This is a genomic window from Desulfovibrio sp. (genome assembly GCF_041907885.1).
Taxonomy (GTDB): Bacteria; Desulfobacterota; Desulfovibrionia; order Desulfovibrionales; family Desulfovibrionaceae; genus Desulfovibrio.
In genome coordinates, this window is the sequence record NZ_JAYRGM010000005.1 from 109892 (window position 1) to 131188 (window position 21297).

The 21297-nt window shown below is 58.4% G+C and carries 22 protein-coding genes; 6 read left to right on the forward strand and 16 right to left on the reverse strand.

The features are described from left to right. Positions 1-634 precede the first annotated feature (634 nt). Positions 635-2476, forward strand: a complete 1842-nt coding sequence (locus ACE3NW_RS04940) for a carbon starvation protein A (protein ID WP_374280976.1) — start codon at positions 635-637, stop codon at positions 2474-2476. A 145-nt stretch (positions 2477-2621) separates the two neighbouring features. Here the strand turns inward: ACE3NW_RS04940 and ACE3NW_RS04945 are convergent, their stop codons facing one another. From ACE3NW_RS04945 to ACE3NW_RS04970, 6 genes are all read right to left on the reverse strand, one after another. Continuing rightward, the gene (locus ACE3NW_RS04945) at positions 2622-3314 is read right to left on the reverse strand and encodes a DVU0298 family protein (RefSeq protein ID WP_374280978.1); all 693 of its coding nucleotides are present in this window, start codon (positions 3312-3314) and stop codon (positions 2622-2624) included. A 336-nt stretch (positions 3315-3650) separates the two neighbouring features. After that, entirely contained in the window at positions 3651-4250 is a 600-nt protein-coding gene (locus ACE3NW_RS04950; protein WP_374280980.1) for a lysine exporter LysO family protein, read from the reverse strand. Further along, positions 4247-4579, reverse strand: a complete 333-nt coding sequence (locus ACE3NW_RS04955) for a LysO family transporter (RefSeq protein ID WP_374280982.1) — start codon at positions 4577-4579, stop codon at positions 4247-4249. The genes ACE3NW_RS04950 and ACE3NW_RS04955 overlap by 4 nt, the downstream gene beginning before the upstream one ends. Positions 4580-4675: 96 nt before the next feature. Continuing rightward, complete coding sequence (locus ACE3NW_RS04960; protein WP_374280984.1) at positions 4676-5530, reverse strand: hypothetical protein; 855 nt, start codon at positions 5528-5530, stop codon at positions 4676-4678. After that, entirely contained in the window at positions 5512-6765 is a 1254-nt protein-coding gene (coaBC, locus tag ACE3NW_RS04965) for a bifunctional phosphopantothenoylcysteine decarboxylase/phosphopantothenate--cysteine ligase CoaBC (RefSeq protein WP_374280986.1), read from the reverse strand. Before coaBC ends, ACE3NW_RS04960 begins: the two co-directional genes overlap by 19 nt. Continuing rightward, the gene (locus ACE3NW_RS04970; RefSeq protein WP_374280988.1) at positions 6762-7400 is read right to left on the reverse strand and encodes a hypothetical protein; all 639 of its coding nucleotides are present in this window, start codon (positions 7398-7400) and stop codon (positions 6762-6764) included. The genes coaBC and ACE3NW_RS04970 overlap by 4 nt, the downstream gene beginning before the upstream one ends. Before the next feature lie 118 nt (positions 7401-7518). Here ACE3NW_RS04970 and queA point away from each other — a divergent pair, with 118 nt between their 5' ends. Genes queA through ACE3NW_RS04995 form a run of 5 tightly spaced genes read left to right on the forward strand, consistent with a single transcriptional unit; the run spans position 7519 to position 11324 of the window. Next, positions 7519-8616: a tRNA preQ1(34) S-adenosylmethionine ribosyltransferase-isomerase QueA gene (gene queA, locus ACE3NW_RS04975; protein ID WP_374280990.1), complete on the forward strand. Its 1098-nt coding sequence runs from the start codon at positions 7519-7521 to the stop codon at positions 8614-8616. A gap of 39 nt (positions 8617-8655) precedes the next feature. Continuing rightward, a complete protein-coding gene (locus ACE3NW_RS04980) occupies positions 8656-8880 on the forward strand; it encodes an indolepyruvate ferredoxin oxidoreductase subunit alpha (protein ID WP_374280992.1) in 225 nt (74 codons plus the stop codon). Further along, positions 8877-9983 (forward strand): 3-methyl-2-oxobutanoate dehydrogenase subunit VorB, encoded by a 1107-nt coding sequence (vorB, locus tag ACE3NW_RS04985; protein ID WP_374280994.1) that lies wholly within the window; start codon positions 8877-8879, stop codon positions 9981-9983. Before ACE3NW_RS04980 ends, vorB begins: the two co-directional genes overlap by 4 nt. Positions 9984-9985: 2 nt before the next feature. Then, a complete protein-coding gene (locus ACE3NW_RS04990; protein ID WP_374280996.1) occupies positions 9986-10789 on the forward strand; it encodes a thiamine pyrophosphate-dependent enzyme in 804 nt (267 codons plus the stop codon). After that, complete coding sequence (locus tag ACE3NW_RS04995; RefSeq protein WP_374280998.1) at positions 10782-11324, forward strand: 2-oxoacid:acceptor oxidoreductase family protein; 543 nt, start codon at positions 10782-10784, stop codon at positions 11322-11324. Before ACE3NW_RS04990 ends, ACE3NW_RS04995 begins: the two co-directional genes overlap by 8 nt. A 167-nt stretch (positions 11325-11491) precedes the next feature. Here ACE3NW_RS04995 and ACE3NW_RS05000 read toward each other — a convergent pair whose 3' ends face one another. The 10 genes from ACE3NW_RS05000 to ACE3NW_RS05045 form a co-directional block, all read right to left on the reverse strand. Next, positions 11492-11857: a hypothetical protein gene (locus tag ACE3NW_RS05000; RefSeq protein WP_374281000.1), complete on the reverse strand. Its 366-nt coding sequence runs from the start codon at positions 11855-11857 to the stop codon at positions 11492-11494. 58 nt (positions 11858-11915) lie between these two features. Further along, complete coding sequence (locus ACE3NW_RS05005) at positions 11916-12380, reverse strand: hypothetical protein (RefSeq protein ID WP_374281002.1); 465 nt, start codon at positions 12378-12380, stop codon at positions 11916-11918. A 701-nt stretch (positions 12381-13081) separates the two neighbouring features. Further along, positions 13082-14098 (reverse strand): type I glyceraldehyde-3-phosphate dehydrogenase, encoded by a 1017-nt coding sequence (gene gap, locus ACE3NW_RS05010; protein WP_374281004.1) that lies wholly within the window; start codon positions 14096-14098, stop codon positions 13082-13084. Between the two features lie 209 nt (positions 14099-14307). Further along, positions 14308-14862 carry a GAF domain-containing protein gene (locus ACE3NW_RS05015; RefSeq protein ID WP_374281006.1) on the reverse strand — a complete coding sequence of 185 codons (555 nt, stop codon included), beginning with the start codon at positions 14860-14862 and terminating at the stop codon, positions 14308-14310. Positions 14863-15042: 180 nt separating this feature from the next. Next, positions 15043-15384 (reverse strand): polymer-forming cytoskeletal protein, encoded by a 342-nt coding sequence (locus ACE3NW_RS05020; RefSeq protein WP_374281008.1) that lies wholly within the window; start codon positions 15382-15384, stop codon positions 15043-15045. A gap of 22 nt (positions 15385-15406) precedes the next feature. After that, on the reverse strand, positions 15407-16513 hold the full coding sequence (gene rodA, locus ACE3NW_RS05025; protein ID WP_374281010.1) for a rod shape-determining protein RodA: 1107 nt from the start codon (positions 16511-16513) through the stop codon (positions 15407-15409). Positions 16514-16594: 81 nt separating this feature from the next. Continuing rightward, the gene (gene mrdA, locus ACE3NW_RS05030; protein WP_374281012.1) at positions 16595-18511 is read right to left on the reverse strand and encodes a penicillin-binding protein 2; all 1917 of its coding nucleotides are present in this window, start codon (positions 18509-18511) and stop codon (positions 16595-16597) included. After that, a complete protein-coding gene (locus ACE3NW_RS05035; protein ID WP_374281014.1) occupies positions 18495-18965 on the reverse strand; it encodes a hypothetical protein in 471 nt (156 codons plus the stop codon). Before ACE3NW_RS05035 ends, mrdA begins: the two co-directional genes overlap by 17 nt. Beyond that, positions 18962-19816: a rod shape-determining protein MreC gene (gene mreC / locus ACE3NW_RS05040; protein WP_374281016.1), complete on the reverse strand. Its 855-nt coding sequence runs from the start codon at positions 19814-19816 to the stop codon at positions 18962-18964. Before mreC ends, ACE3NW_RS05035 begins: the two co-directional genes overlap by 4 nt. A 300-nt stretch (positions 19817-20116) precedes the next feature. Further along, positions 20117-21157 (reverse strand): rod shape-determining protein, encoded by a 1041-nt coding sequence (locus ACE3NW_RS05045; protein WP_136400742.1) that lies wholly within the window; start codon positions 21155-21157, stop codon positions 20117-20119. Positions 21158-21297: the final 140 nt, after the last annotated feature.

The following is a 21297-nucleotide window of genomic DNA, read 5'->3' on the forward strand; positions in this document are numbered from 1 at the left end:
TCAGGTGCAGAATCGCGTTTTTCTGTGCGATTCTAGGGGTCAGGGCGCTATCACCCTTTCTCAGCCTTTTATGGCTCCCCCAGCCGGTTCACGAACATTAGGCCTTGCCCACAAGGAATGCAAGCAAAACAGGGTGGGCTGTTGCCCTTTGCGTGCAAAGGGATAGTGCAGGCAGGGGCATGGCAATAACAAAGTGCTTGCACCAATTCACGAAAAGGGTGAAAATTTTCACATCGCTGCGGGAGGGCGCGCATGCAGGCCGGGTATCTTCGGTAACCGAGCAAAGCACTGTACAACTGCCCAGTATCGGGTATGCGTTCAATAAAAACATGCAGAATTTTTGCAGATTCCTGTTGTGCATAACGTTTTGCAGCGTGTTTTCAGTGACAATTTGTATGGACATGTACATTTATTCGGAGTAGGTCGGAACCAGGAAAGTCTATAATTAGCAATGTTGACCAGTAAACAGGGGGTTGCTGGTCGGTCGCCGTTTTTTTGCGCGACGCATTGGCAAGGAGGAGCAGCGCGTGCGTCGTCCCGCAGGATTCAGTGGTGTTTGTCTGGGGCAACAGCTGAGTGACTCTGGGACGGGCTGCCAGCCTGTGGCCCGAAGAACAAAACAGGGAGAGATACGATGGAAAGTTTAGAGCATATCAATGCCCTAACGCTTGTATTTGCGGCATTGTGCATATTTGCCATCGCCTACCGCGTGTACGGCATTTTTTTGGCAAACAAGGTGTTGCGTCTGGATGCGGGCCGCATTACCCCGGCTGTGCGTTTTGCTGACGGCCACGACTATGTAAAAACCAACGAATTTGTGCTTTACGGCCACCATTTTGCCGCCATCGCGGCTGCTGGTCCGCTGGTTGGCCCTGTGCTTGCGGCCCAGTTTGGCTATCTGCCCGGCGCGCTGTGGATTCTGATTGGCTGCGTGCTTGGCGGCGCTGTACACGATATGGTGGTGCTGTTTGCCTCTGTGCGCCACAAAGGCCAGAGCCTTTCGGCCATTGCCCAGCGCGAAGTGGGCCCCGTTACGGGTACCGTGGCGGGCATCGCCGTACTGTGTATTCTTATCCTCACCCTGGCCGGTCTTTCGCTGGCCTGCATCAGTGCCATGCACAACGCGCCCTGGTCGCTGTTTATCGTGGTCATCACCATGCCCATTGCCATGCTCATGGGCCTGATCATGCGCTTTAAGCAGAACAGCGTCATGCTGGCCAGCCTTGTGGGCCTGGTGCTGCTGGTTGTGGGTATTCTGAGCGGTCACGACCTCATGCAGAAGGACGTGCTCGGCTGGGCCTTTGACTGGAACCGCGACACCGTGGCCCTGGCCATTGCCGGTTACGGCTTTTTGGCCTCCGTGCTGCCCGTGTGGTTCCTGCTGGTTCCGCGCGACTATCTTTCCACCTACCTCAAGATCGGCACGATCCTTATGCTGGCCGTGGGCATCATCTTTGTGCAGCCCACTCTGCTCATGCCCACCATCACGCCCTTTATCAACGGCGGCGGCCCTGTGATCGGCGGCCCTGCTCTGCCCTTTATCTTTATTACCATCGCCTGCGGTGCCATGTCTGGCTTCCACGCCATTATCGGCACGGGAACAACGCCCAAAATGATCGGCAATGAACGGGACGTTCTGTTTGTCGGTTACGGCGCCATGCTTACCGAAGGCTTTGTGGCCATCATGGCCCTGATCGCCGCCTGCACCCTGATGCCCGGCGACTACTTTGCCATCAACTCCACCCCCGACAAGTTCAGTTCGCTGATCGCCGCGCACCCCGCGTTGAACACCGTTGACCTGGGCTTTTTTGAAGAAAAGATTGGCCTGAACCTGCATGCCCGCCCCGGCGGCGCGGTTTCTCTGGCCGTGGGTATGGCCCACATCTTCCACAAGATCCCCTACATGGATCACCTGATGGCCTACTGGTACAACTTTGCCGTCATGTTTGAAGCCGTTTTCATCCTGACCGCAATCGACGCCGGTACCCGCGTGGGCCGCTTCTTCTTGCAGGAAATGCTGGGCAAGGTTTACGCGCCTTTTGGCGACAAGAACTGGACCCCCGGCGTGTACATCACCAGCTTTATCTTCACGTCCATGTGGGGCTATCTGATGTACACCGGTAACATCAGCAACATCTGGCCCCTGTTTGGTCTGAGCAACCAGCTGCTGGCTGGCTGCGCACTCATCGTGTGTACCTCCATGCTGCTGCGCATGAACCGTGGCAAGCTCAGCCTTGTTACGGCCATTCCCGGCGTGTTTTTGACCGCCGTGACCTTCTGGGCTGGCTATCTGCAAGTTACCAAGACCTACCTTCCCGGTGGCAAGTATCTGCTTGCCTTCCTGGCTTGCCTGGTCATGGTGCTGATGGTCTTTGTGCTTGTGGGCACCATCCGCCGCTGGATTGAGCTCATGAACATCAAGGGCACGGTCAACGACGCCTACGGCGAACCCGTGCGCGCCCTGGCCGAAGAATAACCGCACAGCTGCCACTGGCGGCTGGAAATAGCAAAGCTCCCCGGAATTTCGATTCCGGGGAGCTTTATGTTTTTGGGGTGATGACTGCGGGCCTTGTTGAATGTGTGCCAGGTTGGCTGCGGCCCTTGCCTGTCAGCCAGCAGATCTACTTCTGGCTGCCTTCAAGTGCCTCGGCGGCTATCTGGCTGGCGGTTTTTTCGTAAACATCGTGGCCGTCAAACAGTTCGCACGGGGTGGTGTTGCCCGCACCGGCCAGACGGCGCAGGGCTGGCGCGTCCATGAGGTCGGGGGGCAGCTGGGCGAGCGCCCAGGCAGCCATGCCCCGGCAAACCATGTCCACATCTTCAAGCCCCTTGATGAGCCAGGGCCGCGCAGAAAGGCACAACTGCGGCCGGGTCTGCGCAAGGCGGCCTATGGCCCAGTAGCACGAGCGGCGCAGGGTGTCGTTGTCACAGTAGTTGTCGTCGCGGCCCAGGTCGATGACATAGCTCATAAGAATACGGTGAAAATCCTTGGCCAGGGGTTCGCTGGCAGCCAGAATTTCCGCAAAGGCTTCGGGTATGCCCCAGCCGATGTTGCCGGATTCTTCGTTCATATGCCACATGAGGCGGCGGATGATGTTTTTTGCTGCTTCTGGCTGTTGCTGCGCCAGTTGGGCCGTCAGATGCCCAAGAGCAACGGCGGCACGGTGCATGGTGAGCGGGCCGAGCAGCAAAAAGGAAAAGAGCGGGCCGATGTTTTCAAGGCCGCCCTGGGTGATTTCGTCAAGGTGTTCGCGCCACTGGGGGCCGGTCAGACATTCCTTGAGCTTTTGTTTTGCAGAACGCATACGGGCCATGATCAGTTCCTCCACGGTCTGTTTTCAGGCTTGCAGACATAGTGAGCGCTTTTGGAGGATATGGCAAGGTGTAGCGAGGTATCTGCGGCAAGGTTGCGGTAACGTAGCGGAAGGCGCGTGGTTTGGCAGAGTTTGGGATGCCCCCATCTCGGTTCCTCTGCATTGCCCCGCAGCTTCGCGGCGTTCGTTCAGGTGATCTCATCTGCACCGCGAACATGCCCAAGCAGGCCTGCATTTTGGCTGAATTTCGCTTCAGCCAAAGGCCACGGGCAACTCACGGCGCAGAAGAACATGATCTTGCCTGCATGATGCCCTTCGCAGCATGCCGGTAATACCTCAAAGAGTACAAAAGAAGATCACCCAGAAGGGCACGCTGAAATCAAGTATCATGGCATGTACAATGGAAACAAAAATCCATTCCTTGCCGCAATAGCGGGTGATGACCGGCAAGGTCGTGTCCATGGTAGACGCGCCGCCGCAGCTGATGGGGATGAGCGGCCCAAGGTGGCGGGCCAGCAGCGGTGTGAGCAGCAGGGTGATGAGCTCGCGGGCAATGTTGCTGATAAGGGCGATTGTGCCCAGCTCTGCCCCCTTGTACTGCGAAATGAAGATGGACGACAGCGAGTAGTAGGCAAAACCCGCACCCACCGCCATGCATTCGCTCACACTGTAGGAAAGAAACAGGCTCACCAGCGCAGTGCCTGCAAAAGTACCCGCCGTGGTGGCCAAGGGCAACAGCAGCACACGTGGCTTGAGGGTGCGCAAAATTTCGCCAAGCCTGCGGTCTGAACCGATGGAAATGCCCACCAGCAGCATAAGCAGCCACAGGGCGTACACTGTGCAGTCGTGCTCCAGCAGATAGGTGGGTATCAGGCCCAGGCGGGCGAGCAGCACGCCGGTACAAAAGAAAAACAGGATGATAAGGCTGCCCTTCATGCCCGATCCTCCGGCCCGGCGCTTTTGGACGTTTCGGCCTTGCCGCTCAGCGGGGCTGGCGCGGGCGACCGGGGAAAGAAGCGGCTGATGAGGCCTACGCACACAAAGGAACCCGCAATGCCCGCCACCGTCAGGGCAATGGCCGCACCGCCCAGCCGGGGCAGCGACTGCATGAGCATTTCATTGCTGCCTACCGATATGCCCAGGGCAAAAAGCAGCAGCATGATGGCGGGGGTGACACCGCGTGTCAGCCAGGTGATCCAGGGCTGGCCGCGCAGCAGAAAGCCCAGGGCCATGCCAAGAAAGGTGAGTCCAAGCGCGATAAACATGAAAAAACAGTCTCCTCGACGCCGCAACCGGGGCGGCGTGGCATGCGGCGTCAGCGTTTGCGGCTGGCGCGCGTCGCATCAACAACTGTGGGCGGGCTAACGTAAAAAATGGCGCAGGGCATCGCGCAGCAGGGCCAGCATGGATGCGTAACGCTGGTCAAACTGAAGCAGATTATCCACGTCCCAAAGAACCCACACCAGCTTGCCCCGGTGGCGAATCTGCTGCGGGGGCCGCAGGCCGCCGGGCAGGGCCACGGCACGGGCAGCGGCTGAGCCCATCACAACTACGCCTCTGGCCTTGAGTTGCAAGGCTCCCGACCAGAAAACATCGGGGTTTGCCACATAGGCTTGCCCCTGCGGGTCTGCGGCATCGGGCGAGGGCAGGGCGGCGGGGTCTGGCGGCAGGCATGAGGGCCAGAAGGTGTGCGTGCCGGCAGGATGCCCCAGGTCTTGCAACAGGCGCTGCAAAAACTGGCGGCGTTCAAGCCTGCCGGGAGTCTGCGGATCGCACATGTCCGGGCCGAGGTTCCAGTATGTCCACAGCACCGGGCCGGGGCGGGTTTGCTCCAGCCGTGTCTGCCACGGTGCGGGCCACACATGGGGCGGCAGGGGCAGCCATGCGGCTGGCTTGCCCTGATCTGCGGGCCGCCCGGCGTCATTGTCTGGCCGGTGCGGGGCCTGCGGTTGGGACTCGGCCGGATTTTGCGGGCGCGCCTGCGCACGGCTTTGCTGCCAGGGCTGGCGGTCGCGGGGCAGCGCCTGCGATTGCCCCACATGCGCCTGCGCCGTGTGCGAATGTGTAGAATCGCTGCGTGCAGGCCCCCTGGCAGCGGGCGCAGACACAGAACTTTGCGCTGCGGCAAAGGCGTCGTAGCCATCGGGCATGAGCAGGCTGGTAAGCCCCCGGCGCTGCCAGAGCGCGCTGACCGGGTTTACGAACGCAAAAGCCATGAACACAGTTCCCAGGCCACGTCAGCCTTGCTTTGGTTGGGCCAGATTTCCTCATGCCCCGTGGCGTCCACCACGGCCATGGAATTGGTGGCCGTGCCAAAACCGCTGTCAGTGGCATTAACCCGGTTGGCGGCCAGCACATCTGCCTTTTTGCCCTGAAGCTTGGCGTGGGCCAGCGGCAGCAGGGCCTGCATGTCGGCGGCTGTTTCTGCGGCAAAGCCCAGTACCTTCTGGCCGGGTTTGCGGCCATGCGAGAGCGTGCGCAGAATATCCGGGTTGGGCGTAAAGGATACGCTGAGCCCGTCAGGAGCATCAACTTTTTTGAATTTGCGGGGCCCGAAGGGCTGGGGCGAAAAATCCGCCACAGCGGCGGTAAACATGCCCATATCCATATTGGGCCAAAGGTCGACGGCGGCCGCAAACATGTCGCGGGCGCTCACCACGTCAACCCGCGCAATTTCGCGGGGCAGGCGGGCGCGCACGCCAGGGCCGCACACCACTGTAACCTCTGCGCCGCGCAGCCATGCGGCCACGGCCAGTGCCGCGCCCATGAGGCCCGTGGAGGGGTTTGACCAAAAGCGCACGCCGTCCCACGCCTCGCGGGTGGGGCCAAGGGTGACCATAACCCGTTTGCCCGTCATATCCTGCGGAGAAAGTGCGCGCAGCGCGGCAAGAAAGATATCGTGCAGGGGGGCAAGGCGGCCCTCGCCCTGTTCGCCGCAGGCCGTGCCGCCGCAGGCGGGAATGACAATGCGCGCGCCCCGCTGGCGCAAAATATCAATGTTGGCCTGGGTGGCGGGGTTGCTCCACATGCGCGGGTTCATGGCTGGCGCAATAATCATGGGCCCGTCAAAGGCAAGCGCCTGCGCCGCCAGCATGTCGCCCGCAGCGCCGTGCGCCAGGCGGAACAACGCGTCAGCCGAGGCCGGGGCCACCACCATGGCCTGGGCGTGCTGGCCCGGCTCGAGATGCGAAAAAACGTCCTGTCCCGCCGTGAACATGTCTTCGTACACAGGGGCAGCGCCCAGGGATTCAAACAGCAGGGGAGCCACAAAACGCCGCGCGCCGGGCGTGAGCGTGGCCGAAACGTGTATGCCCATGCCTGACCACGCGCGCAGCAGATCGGCTGCCTTGTAACAGGCCACAGAACCGCACACGCCAAGGTGCAGCCGCTTGCGTTCAAAGCGGGTGCTCTGGTCAAAGGGAGTTTTCAGTCCACTCTTGGTTTCGCTCATAGGTTGCGCTCCTGAATACCGCCCTTGTTGCCGCCGCCTCCCCAGCTTTCGGAAAAGCCGGGTTTGGGCGCAGGATTCATGCCGCCGCCACCGCCTGTGCTTTCGCTGTAACTGCCCGTGCCGCCACTGCTGCCACTGCTGCTGCCGCTGCCGCCGCCATAGCCGCTGGCCCCGGTATTTTCCTGCATGGGCAGGGTTGCGCCGTCGGGCATGCGGTCTGCCACCCAGATGGCCAGCACAGTGCCGATGGCCTCTCGCTCAACGGTGAGGGTGGCAATGGAGGATCCTCGTTCATACACATACACGCCGCGCACACCCTTGCGTTGCGCCTGGCGCAAATGCCAGCCTTGGCTTTGAAGGCCGTTGTACATAACCTGTGCTGCAAAGGCCATGTCTACATCGCCGCGAAATATTTCAAGCCCTTGCGTGCCGCCCGTGCCGGGAACCTGGTAGCCGTGGGTAGGGAAACGCTGCATGCCTGCCGGTGTAGAAACAGCCAGCAACTGGCTTTTTCCTGTGTCCACACCGCCCGTAAGGGGGTCATTGGTAAAGGGATTGCTGATTTCCATTGTGGAACAGCCCGCCATCAGGGCGGCAAGCAGGGTGACTGCAAGGATGACAAGCGGGCGCTGCATGGCTATAATCTCCTCCTTCCGGTGCGGAATGCCCGGAATCAACCCAAGTACACTAGCCCCTCAGCCGCATGCTGACAAGCCCGCAGCGTGAGGGGTTCATTAACGAGGCCCACGTATTATGCCCATTGAGGAAGCGGATTTTCTTCTCGAAAGTTATAATTTTGAATTGCCCGAATCGCAGATAGCCCAGTTTCCGCCAGAGGAACGCGGGGCTTCTCGTTTGCTGGTCATGCCCCGCGAGGGCGCGCTTGAGCTTGAGCACCATCAGTTCAGCGATCTGCCAGACTGCCTGCCCAAGGGGGCGCTGCTGGTGGCCAACAATTCGCGTGTGTTGCAGGCGCGCCTGCTGGGCACGCGTTCTACCGGCGGCAAGGTAGAGTTTTTGCTGCTTACGCCGCTGCCGCTGGTGCTTGAGCGCGCGCGGCCCGACAAACTTGGCGGCACAAGCGCCGAGGTTGAGGGGCTGATACGCTCTGGCGGCAGTATTCGTGACGGCGAACGCCTGGAGTTTGGCGCGGGTATTAGCGTAACCGTGCTGGAATCTGGCGAATTTGGCCACCGGCGCGTGCGGCTGGCCTGGGACGGGGATCTCTCGAGGGCTTTTGCGGCCACCGGGCATATCCCCCTGCCGCCCTACATCAAACGTACAGATGCGGAAGAAGACCTGAGCCGCTACCAGACCATCTACTCCCGCGAGGACAAGACGGGTTCTGTGGCCGCGCCCACGGCGGGGCTGCACTTTACCCCTGAAATGCGTGAAACCCTCAAAGCCAGAGGCTTTCAGTGGGCCGACGTAACCCTGTATGTGGGTTACGGAACCTTCAGCCCTGTGCGCAATGCCGACATACGCGGCCACCGCATGCACAGGGAATACGTGGAAATACCCGAAGCAACGGCCCTGGCCATTGCCGAGGCCAAGCGCGAAGGACGGCCCGTGATTGCCGTAGGAACCACCAGCCTGCGATCCATGGAAGGCGTGGCCGAGCTGTGTGGCAGGGTTCAGCCCTTTACCGGCTGGACAGACATCTTTTTGTACCCTGGCAGGCCCTTCCGTGTGGTGGATGGCCTGTTGACCAATTTTCACTTGCCTGAATCCTCCCTGATCATGCTGGTTTCTGCCCTGGCCGGGCGCAAGCGCGTGCTTGATGCCTATGCCGAGGCCGTGCGCAGGGGATACCGGTTCTTCTCATATGGCGATGCCATGCTTGTTCGCTGATTGTTTCATGATGCGGGTGTGGAATCCCAAGGAGCTGAAATGTCAAGAGTTGTATTCTTGGAAGAGCGCTGTAAGGGCTGCCGCCTGTGTGTGGAAGTCTGCCCGGCGCACATCCTGAAACCTTCGGGCCGGTTCAACCGTCACGGGTATGAAGTGATGGAAATGGACGGCCAATGTACTGGCTGCGCTTCGTGCGCGGTCATGTGTCCCGATGTGGCCATACGCGTGTTCAAAAGCGCGAAAACCAAGGGGGGCAAGGCATGAGCGCTGCAACAGAACGTGTGCTCATCAAGGGCAACGAGGCCGTGGCCTTTGGCGCTATCGACGCGGGTTGCCGCTGCTACTTCGGCTACCCCATCACCCCGCAAAACGAAGTGCCCGAAGCGCTTTCGTCCCTGCTGCCCGAAGCTGGCGGCCAGTTTGTGCAGGCCGAAAGCGAAGTCGGCGCCATCAATATGGTGCTGGGCGCAGCTGCCAGCGGTGTTCCCGCGCTTACCTCGTCTTCCAGCTGCGGTATTTCGCTCATGCAGGAAGGCATTTCGTACATGGCTGGCAGCCAGATTCCCGGCGTGATCGTCAACATGCAGCGCGGCGGCCCCGGTCTTGGTGATATTGGCCCCTCGCAGGGCGATTATTTTCAGGCCGTCAAGGGCGGCGGGCACGGTGACCACCGCAATCTGGTGCTGGCCCCCTCCACCGCGCAGGAATGCTACGACTTCATGTTCAGGGCCTTTGCCCTGGCCTTTAAATACGCCAACCCGGTCATGGTGCTGGGCGATGCCATTGTGGGGCAGATCAAGGAACCCGTGCGCCGCGTGCCACCCAGGGACGCCGTGCCCGCCGAAGAACTGGCCGCCCTTGCCGCGCCCTGGCGCATGGAAGGCTTTGGCCGCCGTGGCCCCGGTGCGCAGCCCCGTCTGCTCAAGTCGGTGTATCTGGCCGAAGGCGCTCTGGCCGAGCGCAACCGCATGCTCATGCGCAAGTACGAATCCATGAAGGCCGACTGTGCCTTTGAATGTGTGGATACGGACGATGCAGAGCTGATCGTGGTGGCCTTTGGCTCCATTGCCCGCATTGCCCGCAGCGCCATACGCCAGCTGCGCGCAGAGGGCCACAAGATCGGCCTGTTCCGGCCCATAACCCTGTTCCCCTTCCCCGATGAAGCCCTGCGCGCCCTTGCGCCCGGCAGGCGTTTTCTGGTTATGGAGCAGAACACGGGGCAGATGGTGGAAGATGTCCGCCTGTCCCTGTTCGGTCAGGCCGGTGTTTCATCCGCATCCGTGCTGTGGCACGGCGTTATGCCGGGGCTGTTCATCGGTGCCGATGCCCTGCGCGACCCCATGCTTCAGGCCCTCAAGGAGAAATAATCATGCAAGCTCAGGAACTGGACGCCTTGCGTCCCGCCGAGGGCGAAAGCCTGGTTTTTGATACCAACCCCGTGCTCAACGAGCGCCCCACCCACTACTGCCCCGGCTGCCACCACGGCATTGCCCACCGGCTGGTGAGCGAGGTGCTGCACGAGCTTGGCGTGGCTGACCGCACCATTCTGGTGGCATCGGTGGGCTGCGCTACCTTTACCTACGACTACTTCAACGTGGACGGTCTGGAAGCCCCGCATGGCCGCGCCTGCGCCGTGGCCACCGGCGTGCGCCGCGCGCGGCCCGATTCTGTTGTCTTTACCTATCAGGGTGACGGCGACATGGCCGCCATAGGCATGGCCGAATCCATGCACGCCGCCAACCGTGGTGAAAAGATCACGGGTATCTTTATCAACAACACGGTGTACGGCATGACCGGCGGGCAGATGGCCCCCACCACCCTTGTGGGGCAAAAAACCACCACATCGCGGGCTGGGCGTTCCATCGGCAACGAGGGCGGGCCCATCCGTATGGCCGAAATAATGGCCCAGCTGGACGGCGTGGCCTATTCTGCCCGCTGTTCGCTGCATTCGGTCAAGCATGTACGCGAAGCCAAAAAGGCCCTGCGCAAGGCCTTTGAAGTGCAGTTGCAGGGGCTCGGCTTTGGTTTTATCGAGATGCTTTCGGGCTGCCCCACCAACTGGCACATGGACCCCATTGCCGCCAACAAGCGTATTGCCGAGGCCATGATGCCCGTATTCCCCCTTGGGGTGTACAAGGACATGACCGCCAACGTGGAGGCCGAGCATGCCTAACGCGTATCAGGATGTGATCATCGCCGGTTTTGGCGGTCAGGGCGTTATGCTTATTGGCAACCTGTTGGCCCAGGCTGGCATGGAGCACGGGCTTGAAGTGAGTTTTATCCCCGTGTACGGGGCTGAAATGCGCGGCGGCACGGCCAACTGCACCGTGGTGCTCGATGAGCACCACATCGGTTCGCCCCTGGTGCGCGAGCCCCTGTCCACCATCATTCTCAACGAACCCTCGCTTACCAAGTTCCAGCCCCGGCTGGCGGCAAGCGGCGTGCAGATCGTCAATGCCTCGCTGGTGGCGCAGAATCTGATCGATGCCGACAAGCGCACGGTCTACATTCCCGTCAACGACATGGCCCACGAACTGGGCAATGTGAAGATGGCCAACATGGTGGCCCTGGGCGCATGGCTCAAGGCCACGGGCGCGCTGCCCCTCAACGTGGTGCAGGAAGCCCTGAACCGCGTGGTGAGCGCGCACTATGCCAAGCTGATCTCTGCCAACGCCAAGGCGCTGGAGCAGGGTTACAACTTCGCCTAGCAAAGGCCAAAAGCCCGATCACCGATACGGAATCAAATAGTACGAAAAAAATCCGGCAGGGGTTTGCGCCCTTGCCGGATTTTTTTTGTTCTAATTATTTGTTTTTTTGAGTTGCATGCTTATTAGTGGTGTAAGTATGGGCGTGTTCGGTAAGAAAAAATATACTATCATTGTTCAGATAGTCTTAAGGGGGGGTATCCAAAGGATTTTAACATTGAATCAATTACCTCCGAAACTATGATTTCAATTTGTGATTGTCCATCTGAAGAATTTGCCCATTCGGAAAATTGTTCGAAGGTGCTATCTTTTGATGTGAATTGAATTTCTATTGATATCGTAAAGTCAAAAGGCAGATGATCGCTTTTTATATTCGTGGTAACTTTTGCAGCAAAGACGTGGCTCTGTGCTTCATTCCATCCAGGAGTGACGGACATTGAAACTTTTAGGGGGAATTTCTCTTCAGCCTTACTGAAACTGACCTTAGAAAAAGAACATTCTGAGACAATATATTTTGTTTTTTCAAACGAACTCATAAGTTACTCCTGCAACGTTCTTCTGTAAGGGCAGTGGCGAAGCGTTCGCAAAAAAATCTTAAAAACTTTGTTTGTATAAATAGTTATAACGTGAAATAAGTTTTATAAATCCACTTGTTGAATACACAGGGATTTCCTCGCTGAGTGGAAGGCTATAAGTATTGTTCTTTGTGTGTTCTGAGTAATAAGGGAATGTTAATTTACCCCCAACCTTTGGGGGAGTCGGAGTGAATAAATTATCCACAGCAATTAGTTCTAGTCTGTCATCATTGTAGTAAACCCTGGCCGTTTGGATATTGCAGACAGAGTAAATATCAAGAAGGTCAATTTCTCCCCGAAGATATCTATTAAATATATCCTCTTGTCCGGCGACATCTACAATTTTCCAATGTTCACATTCATCTTGATAACTGTCCCACAGATATAACTCTTTGCGTGAAATACTAAACGCCTCTTTTAACCCGTCATAAAAAGTTAGCGGCGTCATTTCAGACAGAAATCGCTTATGGGCAAGTGTACTCATGCTTACACACTACCAGTTCTGGTTGTACTGTTCTTAGGGGATACCAATCTTTATGTGCTTTATCTTTAGGGAGATCAGTGAGATATCCGTGGATTTTTTGAATAATTTGCCCGCTATGAATAAGATTCCCTAAGACAGGAAATTTTAAGGCGGTATCTATTGCAGATTGAATACAAGTGAACACAGATATTCCATAACAAGCTGTGGCTGATGGGAAACGTCTGCTCGGCTGAGAAAATCTTTGTGGTATAAAATCAGAATGTTGAGATGGGTTATTTTTTGTTATCCTATAGCAATAGTAGTCGTCAGGGCAACAGTTGTTGCAAATATGTACAACGACACATTCAGGATAATCAAACAAGAATTCGCGTGTAATTTCAGATGTCTCAGGCATTATGAATCACCTAGCGCATATTTTAGAATCTACACAAAAAATAATTATGAATTATGCCCTCAAATTTTGCAATTGTCCATAGAGGAATAATTGATATTTTGTAGGGTCAGTATAAAATTGCGACATTATAAATGGAAATTATTCACTTGAATTGGATCTCTGCGGACTGTTGTTTAGGGGTAAAAAGTTTTTAAATACAATTGTCAAAATTTCGAAAATTGTGTGGCAAAGGCCCCCGGCCCACGCAGTGCGAGGAATCCGGGGGCCTTTGCGGTCAAATGTAACCGGCGGCTTGTGCTGGCAGCGGCTAGAAGCCCTTGGCTCCCATCAGGCAGGCCAGGTCGCACACGCGGTTGGAATAGCCCCATTCGTTGTCGTACCAGGCCACAATCTTGACCAGGCGGCCTTCCTGCACGGTGGTGTAGGGGGCTTCAAGAATGGAGGAATGCGGGTCGCCCTTGAAGTCCATGGAGACCAGCGGCTTTTCGTTGTAGGCCAGAATGCCCTTGAGGTAGGTTTCCGAGGCCTGCTTGAGTTCGCCCAGCAGGCCTTCGGTATCGGTGGATTTTTCCAGAATGCCCGAAAAGTCCACCACCGAAACCGTGGGCGTGGGAACACGCAGCGAATAGCCGGTGAACTTGCCCTTGAGTTCGGGAATAACCTTGGCCACGGCCTGAGCTGCGCCGGTGGAGGTGGGGATGATGTTGCAGGCAGCGGCGCGGGCGCGGCGGGGGTCCTTGTGGGCCATATCCAGAATGCGCTGGTCGTTGGTGTAGGCGTGGATGGTGGTCATGTTGCCCATCTCGATGCCAAACTTGCGTTGCAGCACAAGGGCCACCGGGGCCAGACAGTTGGTGGTGCAGGAGGCGTTGGACACAACGTGGTGTTTGGACGCGTCGTACTGCTCGTGGTTCACGCCCATGACAATGGTGATGTCTTCGTCCTTGGCAGGGGCGGTGATGATGACCTTTTTGGCGCCGTTTTCGATGTGTACCGCCGCCTGGGTGGCAGAGCGGAAAATGCCGGTGCTTTCCACAACGATGTCAACATCATGGGCGCCCCAGGTCAGCTGCTTGGGGTCGCGCTCGGCAAAGCAGTGGATATTCCAGTCGCCCACGGTGGCGTCCTGGCCGTTTACCTTGGCGTCAAGGTTGGCGCGGCCATACACGGAATCGTATTCCAGCAGATGAAAATTGGATTCCGCGTCAAAAAGATCGTTGATGGCAACCACTTCCACGCGGTCGCGGTAGCTCTGGTGCAGGGCACGGAAAACCTGCCGGCCAATGCGGCCAAAGCCGTTGATGCCTACTTTGATTTTTTTCATATGCACGTTCCTCATAACGTAGAGGGAAAAGGCGAATTCGGTGCGCTGTTGCGGCCTGAACGGCGGCCTGTGCGGCGGCATGTACTGCGGCCTGTGCGGTGCAGGGCGAACAGTGGTGTTGGGCCTGAGCCCAGACACTGCGCCAACGCACGGGGCAAGCCGCTGCATTTTCTGCACACGCAAAGAGCGGCGCATCGCCAGTGCCGCGCCTAGTCTTCGTAGACCGAGTAGGCGTGTTTGGCCATCAGCTCGTAGTTGTTGCGCAGGGCTTCGTGCAGGCGCGAGTTTTCAATGGCCAGTGCAGAAATGGCGGCCACGGCTTCCATAAAGGTCACTTCGTCGGCGCTGAATTCGCGTTCTTCGGCGGAATAAACGCGGATAAGGCCAATGGCCTTGCCGTCGGCCATAAGCGGGGCAGACAGCACGGAAACCAGGCCTTCGGACTTGGCCGATTCCGGGTACTGAAAGCGTCCGTCGGCTGTGGCATCCTTGAGGTGGATGGTCTTGCCGGAAAGCACTTCGCCGTCAAGGCCGCTGCGCTTCACTTCAACGGGCCCTTTGCGCATATAGGTGGTGGAAAGGCCGTATGCGGCACTGGGCAGCAAAAAGCGGCCCGTGCTGTCGAGCAGGCGGATGGTGCTTGCCTTGCAGCCCATGGTGGCTGCGGTCTGCTCGGTGATTTTGTGCAAAACTTCGCGGGGCTCAAGGCTGGAATTGATGACCAGCGCCACATCCCTGAGCGCACGGAAATAATCGTGTGCCATAGGTGCCTCCTGAGGAAAGCGTTTCGGCAGTGCGTTAGCTCTGCCGCGCAAGAATTGTTAAACTGGTTAGTAACACGTTTTCCAGTTGCAATTATGCGCTATTTTCCTGCATCAGGCAAATGTGCTCTGCACAAGCTGGCGGCGGGCAGGCTGCCGGGGATACACACCCGTAGTATGGGTTCAGGCCTTGGGCTTGGCGGGGGTTTTCATGCTGATCTGCCCTTCAATAACGCCGCCTTCTTCAGTCAGCAGGTTGGGCGTGGTAACCTGTCCTTCAAGAACGCCGGTGCTGTAGACCACAACGCGGCGCTTGGCGGTCACCTCTCCGTTAAAGCGGCCCGAAAGCAGCAGCTCGCCCACGTCAAGGGTTCCCTGCACCTGGGCATCCTTGCCCACGTTGAGGGTTCCGTCGCTCACGATTTCGCCGGTGTAGCGGCCTTCGATGCGCACAGTGCCCTTAAAGTGCAGCTTGCCTTCGTATACGGTATCAGAGCCGAGGTAGGCTATTTCGTCTTTTGCCACGTGTATCTCCCTTGGCTTGCGGTTAGCTCTTGAACATGAAACGGCGCATGGACACGTTGAGAACAATGCCCAGCAGGGTGAAATTAACCACCGTGGCGCTGCCGCCGTAGCTGATAAAGGGCAGGGGAATGCCCACCACCGGCATGAGGCCGATCACCATGCCCATGTTGATGAATATCTGCCAGAAAAAGTAAAAAAATACGCCCACCACCAGGGTGCTGCCAAACCTGTCCTTGGCCTGCACAGCAGAGGAAAAGATGGAGAGCAGGAACAGGCAGAACAGGGTGACCAAGGCCACGCAGCCCACAAAGCCCCATTCTTCGCCAAAAACGGCAACGGCAAAGTCAGAGTGGCGTTCGGGCAAAAAGCGCAGCTGGCTTTGCGTGCCTTCGCGAAAGCCCTTGCCCCACAGCTCGCCAGAACCAATGGCAATGCGCGACTGAATGATGTGATAGCCCGTGCCGCGTGGGTCGTTGCCGGGGTCGAGAAATGTGAGGATACGTTGCCGCTGGTAATCGTGCATGCCCACAAACCACATGAAGGCCACGGCAGCTGGCGCGGCCAGCAAACATGTTTTGAGCACATAGCCCTTGAGCCCGTGGAACAGGATCATGCCGCCCATGATCAGCAGAATAAGCAGGGTAGTGCCAAGGTCGGGCTGAATGACGATGAGCCCGCAGGGTATGAGCCCCACGCAGACCACGCTGAAAAAGTTTTTCCAGCCCAGGGGTCGGCTGTCGCGCGCAAGCAGGCGTGCCACCAGTATGAGAACTGAAAGCTTTGCCATTTCAGAGGGTTGCAGGCTCATGAAGCCCAGCGATATCCAGCGTTTTGCGCCGTAAACCGTTTTACCTGCTATGGGAACCAGCAGGAGCAGAAAAACGGTTATGAGAAAAAAAGGCCAGGCCAGGTTGCGCAGCTGCCGGTAGTCAAAAAGCATGGCCAGCAGCATGCACGCCACACCGCACAGCCCCCAGATGAGCTGCCGCTGGTAGAACGGATTGAATGCCGTGCCGGATTCAATTCTGGTACCGCTGGCAGAATACAGGTTGCCCACGCCCACAAGATAGAGCAGCAGCATGCAGGCCAGCAGGCCCCAGTTGATATAGCTGTATAAATGTTTGTCCATGCTGCCTGTTCGCTTGCCGGTGCTGCCTGTTTGCAGATTGGTGTAATATGTGCCGCAGCTGCCAGCGGCGCGCCAGAAGGGCTATTCGGGGTGGTCGCCCACGGGGGTGGGTGCTGGCAGGGCAAGCATGGGCGCGTTGGGGTCTGGGCCGAAAAGGTAATCGTATACCTTGCGCGCCACCGGGCCAGCCACGCTCGAACCGCCGCCGCCGTGTTCCACCATGACAATAACCACGTATGATTTGCCGTCCTTGACACCCCAGGTGGCAATCCACGCATGGTCACGCTGGGCGTATTCCATTTCCGAGGTTTTCAGGCGGCGGTCGCCAGCGGCCATCTTGAGTTTGACCACCTGGGCCGTGCCTGTTTTGCCGCCCATGTCTGCGTCTTTGCGGCCCACAACCTTGGCTGTGCCGCCGTTGGCCGTGCGGCGCATGGCTTCAACCACAAATTTGAGTGTTTCCGGCTTGGCAGGAACACGGCCCCGAACCTCGCGGGTGGCATCGTCCACCAGCTGGGGCTTGAGCAGGTCGCCACCGTTGAGCAGGGCAGAAACAAAAACAGCCACCTGCACCGGGGTAACCAGGGTGTAGCCCTGACCAATGGATATGTTGTAGGTTTCGCCGCGTGTCCAGGGGCGGCCAAAGCGCCTGCGCTTCCAGTCGCGCGAGGGCACAAGGCCCGATTTTTCATGGGGCAGGTCAATGCCCGTGGGCCGCCCGAATCCACAAGCCTTGGCGAATTCCTCGATCTTGTCAATGCCCATGCGGTCGCCCATCAGGTAGAAGTAGACGTCGCACGAATCAATGAGCGAATGCACCAAGTCTTCCGAACCGTGGCCGCCCTTTTTCCAGCAGCGGAAAATCTGGTTGCCCAGCTTGACCTGCCCGGCGCACGAAACGCTTTCGCGCGGGTTGACGCCCTTTTCAAGCAGCATGGTAGCCATAACCAGCTTCCAGACCGATCCGGGGGGATACACGCTCTGGATAACGCGGTTCTGAAGGGGAAAACGGTTGTTGGTGCGCAGGGCGTCCCAGTCGCGCTGCGAGATGCCAGCGGCAAAAAGGTTGTTGTCGTAGGCTGGCGAGGTTACCAGGGCGCGCAGTTTGCCGCTGTCGGGCTCCATGACCACAATGCAGCCCGCTTCGCCGCCCAGGGCGTCCCACGCGGCCTTTTGCAGGCCGTCGTCCAGCGAAAGATGTATCTCGTGGCCGCCGCGCGGTTCTTCGCGCAGGGTTTTGCCCAGCACGCGGGCGTGGGCGTCCACTTCCACATCGTACAGGCCCTTGCGGCCACGCAGCTGTTTTTCCAGCTCCAGCTCCAGCCCCTGCTTGCCCACAAGGTCGCCCATGGCAAGGGCGCTGTCCGAGCTCATTTCCTGCTCGTTGGCTTCAGCCACATAGCCCAGAACGTGGGCAAAAAGCTCGCGCTCAGGATAGCTGCGCTTGGTGCGCACCACAATTTCCAGGCCCGGCCATTCGTGGATTTCAGATTCGATGCGCGCCACCAGATCAAAGTCGATATCGGTGATAAGCAGCAGCGGTTCAAAGGGTTTGACCTTGAAGCGGTCCTGACGGAACTTGTCCCAGACCTGCTGGAGAGGAATGCCCGACCATTCGCTGATCTGCGCAAGGGTGGCGGGGATGTCGTGGCAGTCTTCACGCACTATGGAAAGGCCGTAGGCCGTGCGGTTGTCTGCCAGCACCTTGCTTTTGTCGTCGAGGATGCGCCCGCGCGGGGCAAAGATGCGTTCAATGCGCAGGCGGTTGTCCTGCGCCTGACGGGCAAATTCTTCGCCCCGGTGTACCTGCAAATACCAGAATCGCACCACAAGCACAAAAAACAGCAGGCCCACCATGACCTGAAGCAGGATGGCGCCAGCGCGCGGCGGTTGATAGCCCTCGCTCTCGACCTGAATCTTGAGCCAGGAGCGTATGCCCTTGTGCGCGCCCTTGTCCTTGTGCGCGAGCAGAGAGGTATTGTCAGTTTTCCTGATCATTGGGGTTCCAGTGGCGGGTGGCCACCAACAGCCGCCAGGCGAAAGGCACAAAAATGGCCTGTATCAGGCTTCTGTCCAGGGTTCCCTGCACGTCGAAGGGCAGGTTCTGCAAGGGCGACATGAGCCATGCCACGCCGTAATAGGCTGCCCCAAGGCAGGCTGAGAGCAGAAAAACAAAGATGAAGTTTTCCACCTCAAACAGCCAGCGGCCCATCTTGAACAGCAACACCACGGTAGCGTACCACACAATGACAGCGCCAAAGGGACGCGTACCCATGCCCTCTTGCAGCAGTATAAACAGGGGCAGCAGCCAGAGCATGTTTTTGTAATCACGCTCCTGCAACATGATAATCAGCCCCACCGTAAGCACATCAAGCCCCGGTACGGCCGCCTGCAAAACAATGGCCCCGGCCATAAAACAGAGCCACCATACAAGGCTGCGCAGCTTACTCATGGTGCGGCGCTTTTGGGCGCGGGAGGCCCGATAAATTCTTTGGGGGCGTCGCCCAGATCAAGAGGGCGCGGCGCGCCGGTGGGTTCGAGCAGCAGCACTTCTTCAAGATGCTGCAAATCCACCAGGGGTTCGGCCTTGATGGCCATGAACTGGGTGTAGTCCGAGGGGGCCACGCGCAGCACCCGCGCCACGGGAATACCCTTGGGATATTTGCCGTCCAGCCCAGAGGTGATGATAATCTCGCCGGGCTTTACCTTGGCATCGCGCTGCACAAAGTTGACCTCAAGCTTTTGGCCCGTGCCCATGCCCATGAGGATGCCGGGGGCGCGGCTTTCTTGCGAAAAAACGGCAATGCGGCTACTGGGATCGGTGAGCAGCAGCACGATGGAACTGTGGGCGCTGGCCTTGAGCACGCGGCCCACAAGGCCCAGATGCGTTACCAGCGGTGTGCCGGGGCGGCCGCCCGTGCTGTAGCCTCGGCTGATGGTGATGCTGTCGAGTACGGCGTTGGGGCCCATGCGGCCCGAAAGCACGCGCGCGCCAAGCGGTCGCCACGACTGGTCTACCGGCAGCTGCACCAGGGCGCGCAGGCGTTTGAGTTCGGCCAGGTCTTCGCCATTGGCCAGCAGGCGGGCTTCGAGTTCGGCCACCTTCTGCTTGAGGGCTTCGTTTTCTTCGCGCACGCCCACAAGGTCAAAATAGCGGTCCCACATGTTTTCTGCCGTATCCTGGGCAGAGCGTATGGGCGTGAGAACGGCACCAGTTATTTCGAGCCCCAGTTTTGCGGCCATGTCATCCAGAAAGCGCGTGCGCTGGTTCCAGGAATACATGCCCAGAAACAGGATGAGCAAAACGCCCGCGAGGAGGAGAAGACGCCGCAATGTCACTGGCCGAAGCTCCTAGAGCAGATTACCCCTGAAAGGTCGCACGCTTCAAGGGTGCAGATATCGCTCACATGGCCGCAAGCAGCGCTACTGATGCGCCGGGGCCGTGTGGCGGAAGGCTGTTTACAGCCCTGCCGGGCATTGGTGGTGTGCAATGCCCTGAAAAAATGGTGCATAATAAACCGCGCCCCTGCGCCGGAGACGCAGAGCCGGAAACAGGTGTTCCGGCATTGCGTCAGCCGCACAGGGGCGCGAGAACAGTCGGCTCTAGTCGATGCACACTTCTTTGAGAATGTGCAGATTGTCCAGTGCCTTGCCGGTTCCCATAACAACCGTGGACAAGGGATCGTCCACAACGGTGATGGGCAGCGAGGTTTCTTCACGCAGCAGCTGGTCAAGGCCCTTGAGCAGCGCGCCGCCGCCCGTAAGCACAATGCCCCTGTCCACAATATCCGCCGCCAGTTCCGGCGGGGTCTGTTCCAGGGCTATGCGCACAGCCTGAACAATGCTGTCCACCTGTTCAGAAATGGCCTTGCGCACTTCTTCAGAGGTGATGATGATATTCTGCGGAATACCCGTCACAAGATCGCGGCCCTTGACCTCAATCTGCTGTTCCGGATCAAGCGGATAGGCAGAGGCGATCTTGATCTTGATTTCTTCCGCCGAAGATTCACCGATGAGCATGTTATACTTGCGCTTGACGTGGGTCATGATGGCTTCGTCCATCTTGTCGCCGCCCACGCGCACCGAGCGCGAGTACACAATACCCGAAAGGGAGATAACAGCCACTTCGGTAGTGCCGCCGCCGATGTCCACCACCATGTTGGAGGTAGGCTCCTGAATGGGCAGGTCGGCACCGATGGCAGCGGCCATGGGTTCTTCGATGAGGTACACTTCTCGCGCACCGGCAGACTGTGCCGATTCTTTCACTGCGCGTTTTTCCACCTGGGTGATACCCGTGGGCACGCAGATCATGATGCGCGGGCGCACAAGACGCCGCGAATTGTGAACCTTGGCGATAAAGTGGCGCAGCATGGCCTCGGTAACTTCAAAGTCGGCGATAACGCCGTCCTTCATGGGGCGGATGGCCCAGATATTGCCGGGGGTTCTGCCCAGCATGCGCTTGGCATCATGCCCAACGGCCAGAACCACGTTGTTGCCGCGCGGGTCTTTTTTGACCGCAACCACAGAGGGCTCGCGCAACACAATACCCTGGCCCTTAACATAGACGCAGGTATTGGCCGTGCCCAGGTCGATGGCCAGGTCATTGGAAAACAGTCCTAGTGCGAAATCCAGAATTTTGGACATTAGTCTAACTTGCCTCGCTGTGCTGGTGTGCTACCTTACCGTCATGTTGAAACAACACCCGCACCCGGCGAGGCGAATAGGCCTGGAGTGGGGGCGCTGTTGGAATTGGTAACGTCAGGCTGAAAACTGTTCTGCTAAAA

What these genes read in the sequence shown, in the direction of transcription:
- ACE3NW_RS04940 (WP_374280976.1), top strand. Translation starts at nt 635, where the DNA reads ATGGAAAGTTTAGAGCATATCAATGCCCTAACGCTTGTATTTGCGGCA.
- ACE3NW_RS04945 (WP_374280978.1), bottom strand. Translation starts at nt 3,314, where the DNA reads ATGGCCCGTATGCGTTCTGCAAAACAAAAGCTCAAGGAATGTCTGACC.
- ACE3NW_RS04950 (WP_374280980.1), bottom strand. Translation starts at nt 4,250, where the DNA reads ATGAAGGGCAGCCTTATCATCCTGTTTTTCTTTTGTACCGGCGTGCTG.
- ACE3NW_RS04955 (WP_374280982.1), bottom strand. Translation starts at nt 4,579, where the DNA reads ATGTTTATCGCGCTTGGACTCACCTTTCTTGGCATGGCCCTGGGCTTT.
- ACE3NW_RS04960 (WP_374280984.1), bottom strand. Translation starts at nt 5,530, where the DNA reads ATGGCTTTTGCGTTCGTAAACCCGGTCAGCGCGCTCTGGCAGCGCCGG.
- coaBC (WP_374280986.1), bottom strand. Translation starts at nt 6,765, where the DNA reads ATGAGCGAAACCAAGAGTGGACTGAAAACTCCCTTTGACCAGAGCACC.
- ACE3NW_RS04970 (WP_374280988.1), bottom strand. Translation starts at nt 7,400, where the DNA reads ATGCAGCGCCCGCTTGTCATCCTTGCAGTCACCCTGCTTGCCGCCCTG.
- queA (WP_374280990.1), top strand. Translation starts at nt 7,519, where the DNA reads ATGCCCATTGAGGAAGCGGATTTTCTTCTCGAAAGTTATAATTTTGAA.
- ACE3NW_RS04980 (WP_374280992.1), top strand. Translation starts at nt 8,656, where the DNA reads ATGTCAAGAGTTGTATTCTTGGAAGAGCGCTGTAAGGGCTGCCGCCTG.
- vorB (WP_374280994.1), top strand. Translation starts at nt 8,877, where the DNA reads ATGAGCGCTGCAACAGAACGTGTGCTCATCAAGGGCAACGAGGCCGTG.
- ACE3NW_RS04990 (WP_374280996.1), top strand. Translation starts at nt 9,986, where the DNA reads ATGCAAGCTCAGGAACTGGACGCCTTGCGTCCCGCCGAGGGCGAAAGC.
- ACE3NW_RS04995 (WP_374280998.1), top strand. Translation starts at nt 10,782, where the DNA reads ATGCCTAACGCGTATCAGGATGTGATCATCGCCGGTTTTGGCGGTCAG.
- ACE3NW_RS05000 (WP_374281000.1), bottom strand. Translation starts at nt 11,857, where the DNA reads ATGAGTTCGTTTGAAAAAACAAAATATATTGTCTCAGAATGTTCTTTT.
- ACE3NW_RS05005 (WP_374281002.1), bottom strand. Translation starts at nt 12,380, where the DNA reads ATGAGTACACTTGCCCATAAGCGATTTCTGTCTGAAATGACGCCGCTA.
- gap (WP_374281004.1), bottom strand. Translation starts at nt 14,098, where the DNA reads ATGAAAAAAATCAAAGTAGGCATCAACGGCTTTGGCCGCATTGGCCGG.
- ACE3NW_RS05015 (WP_374281006.1), bottom strand. Translation starts at nt 14,862, where the DNA reads ATGGCACACGATTATTTCCGTGCGCTCAGGGATGTGGCGCTGGTCATC.
- rodA (WP_374281010.1), bottom strand. Translation starts at nt 16,513, where the DNA reads ATGGACAAACATTTATACAGCTATATCAACTGGGGCCTGCTGGCCTGC.
- mrdA (WP_374281012.1), bottom strand. Translation starts at nt 18,511, where the DNA reads ATGATCAGGAAAACTGACAATACCTCTCTGCTCGCGCACAAGGACAAG.
- ACE3NW_RS05035 (WP_374281014.1), bottom strand. Translation starts at nt 18,965, where the DNA reads ATGAGTAAGCTGCGCAGCCTTGTATGGTGGCTCTGTTTTATGGCCGGG.
- ACE3NW_RS05045 (WP_136400742.1), bottom strand. Translation starts at nt 21,157, where the DNA reads ATGTCCAAAATTCTGGATTTCGCACTAGGACTGTTTTCCAATGACCTG.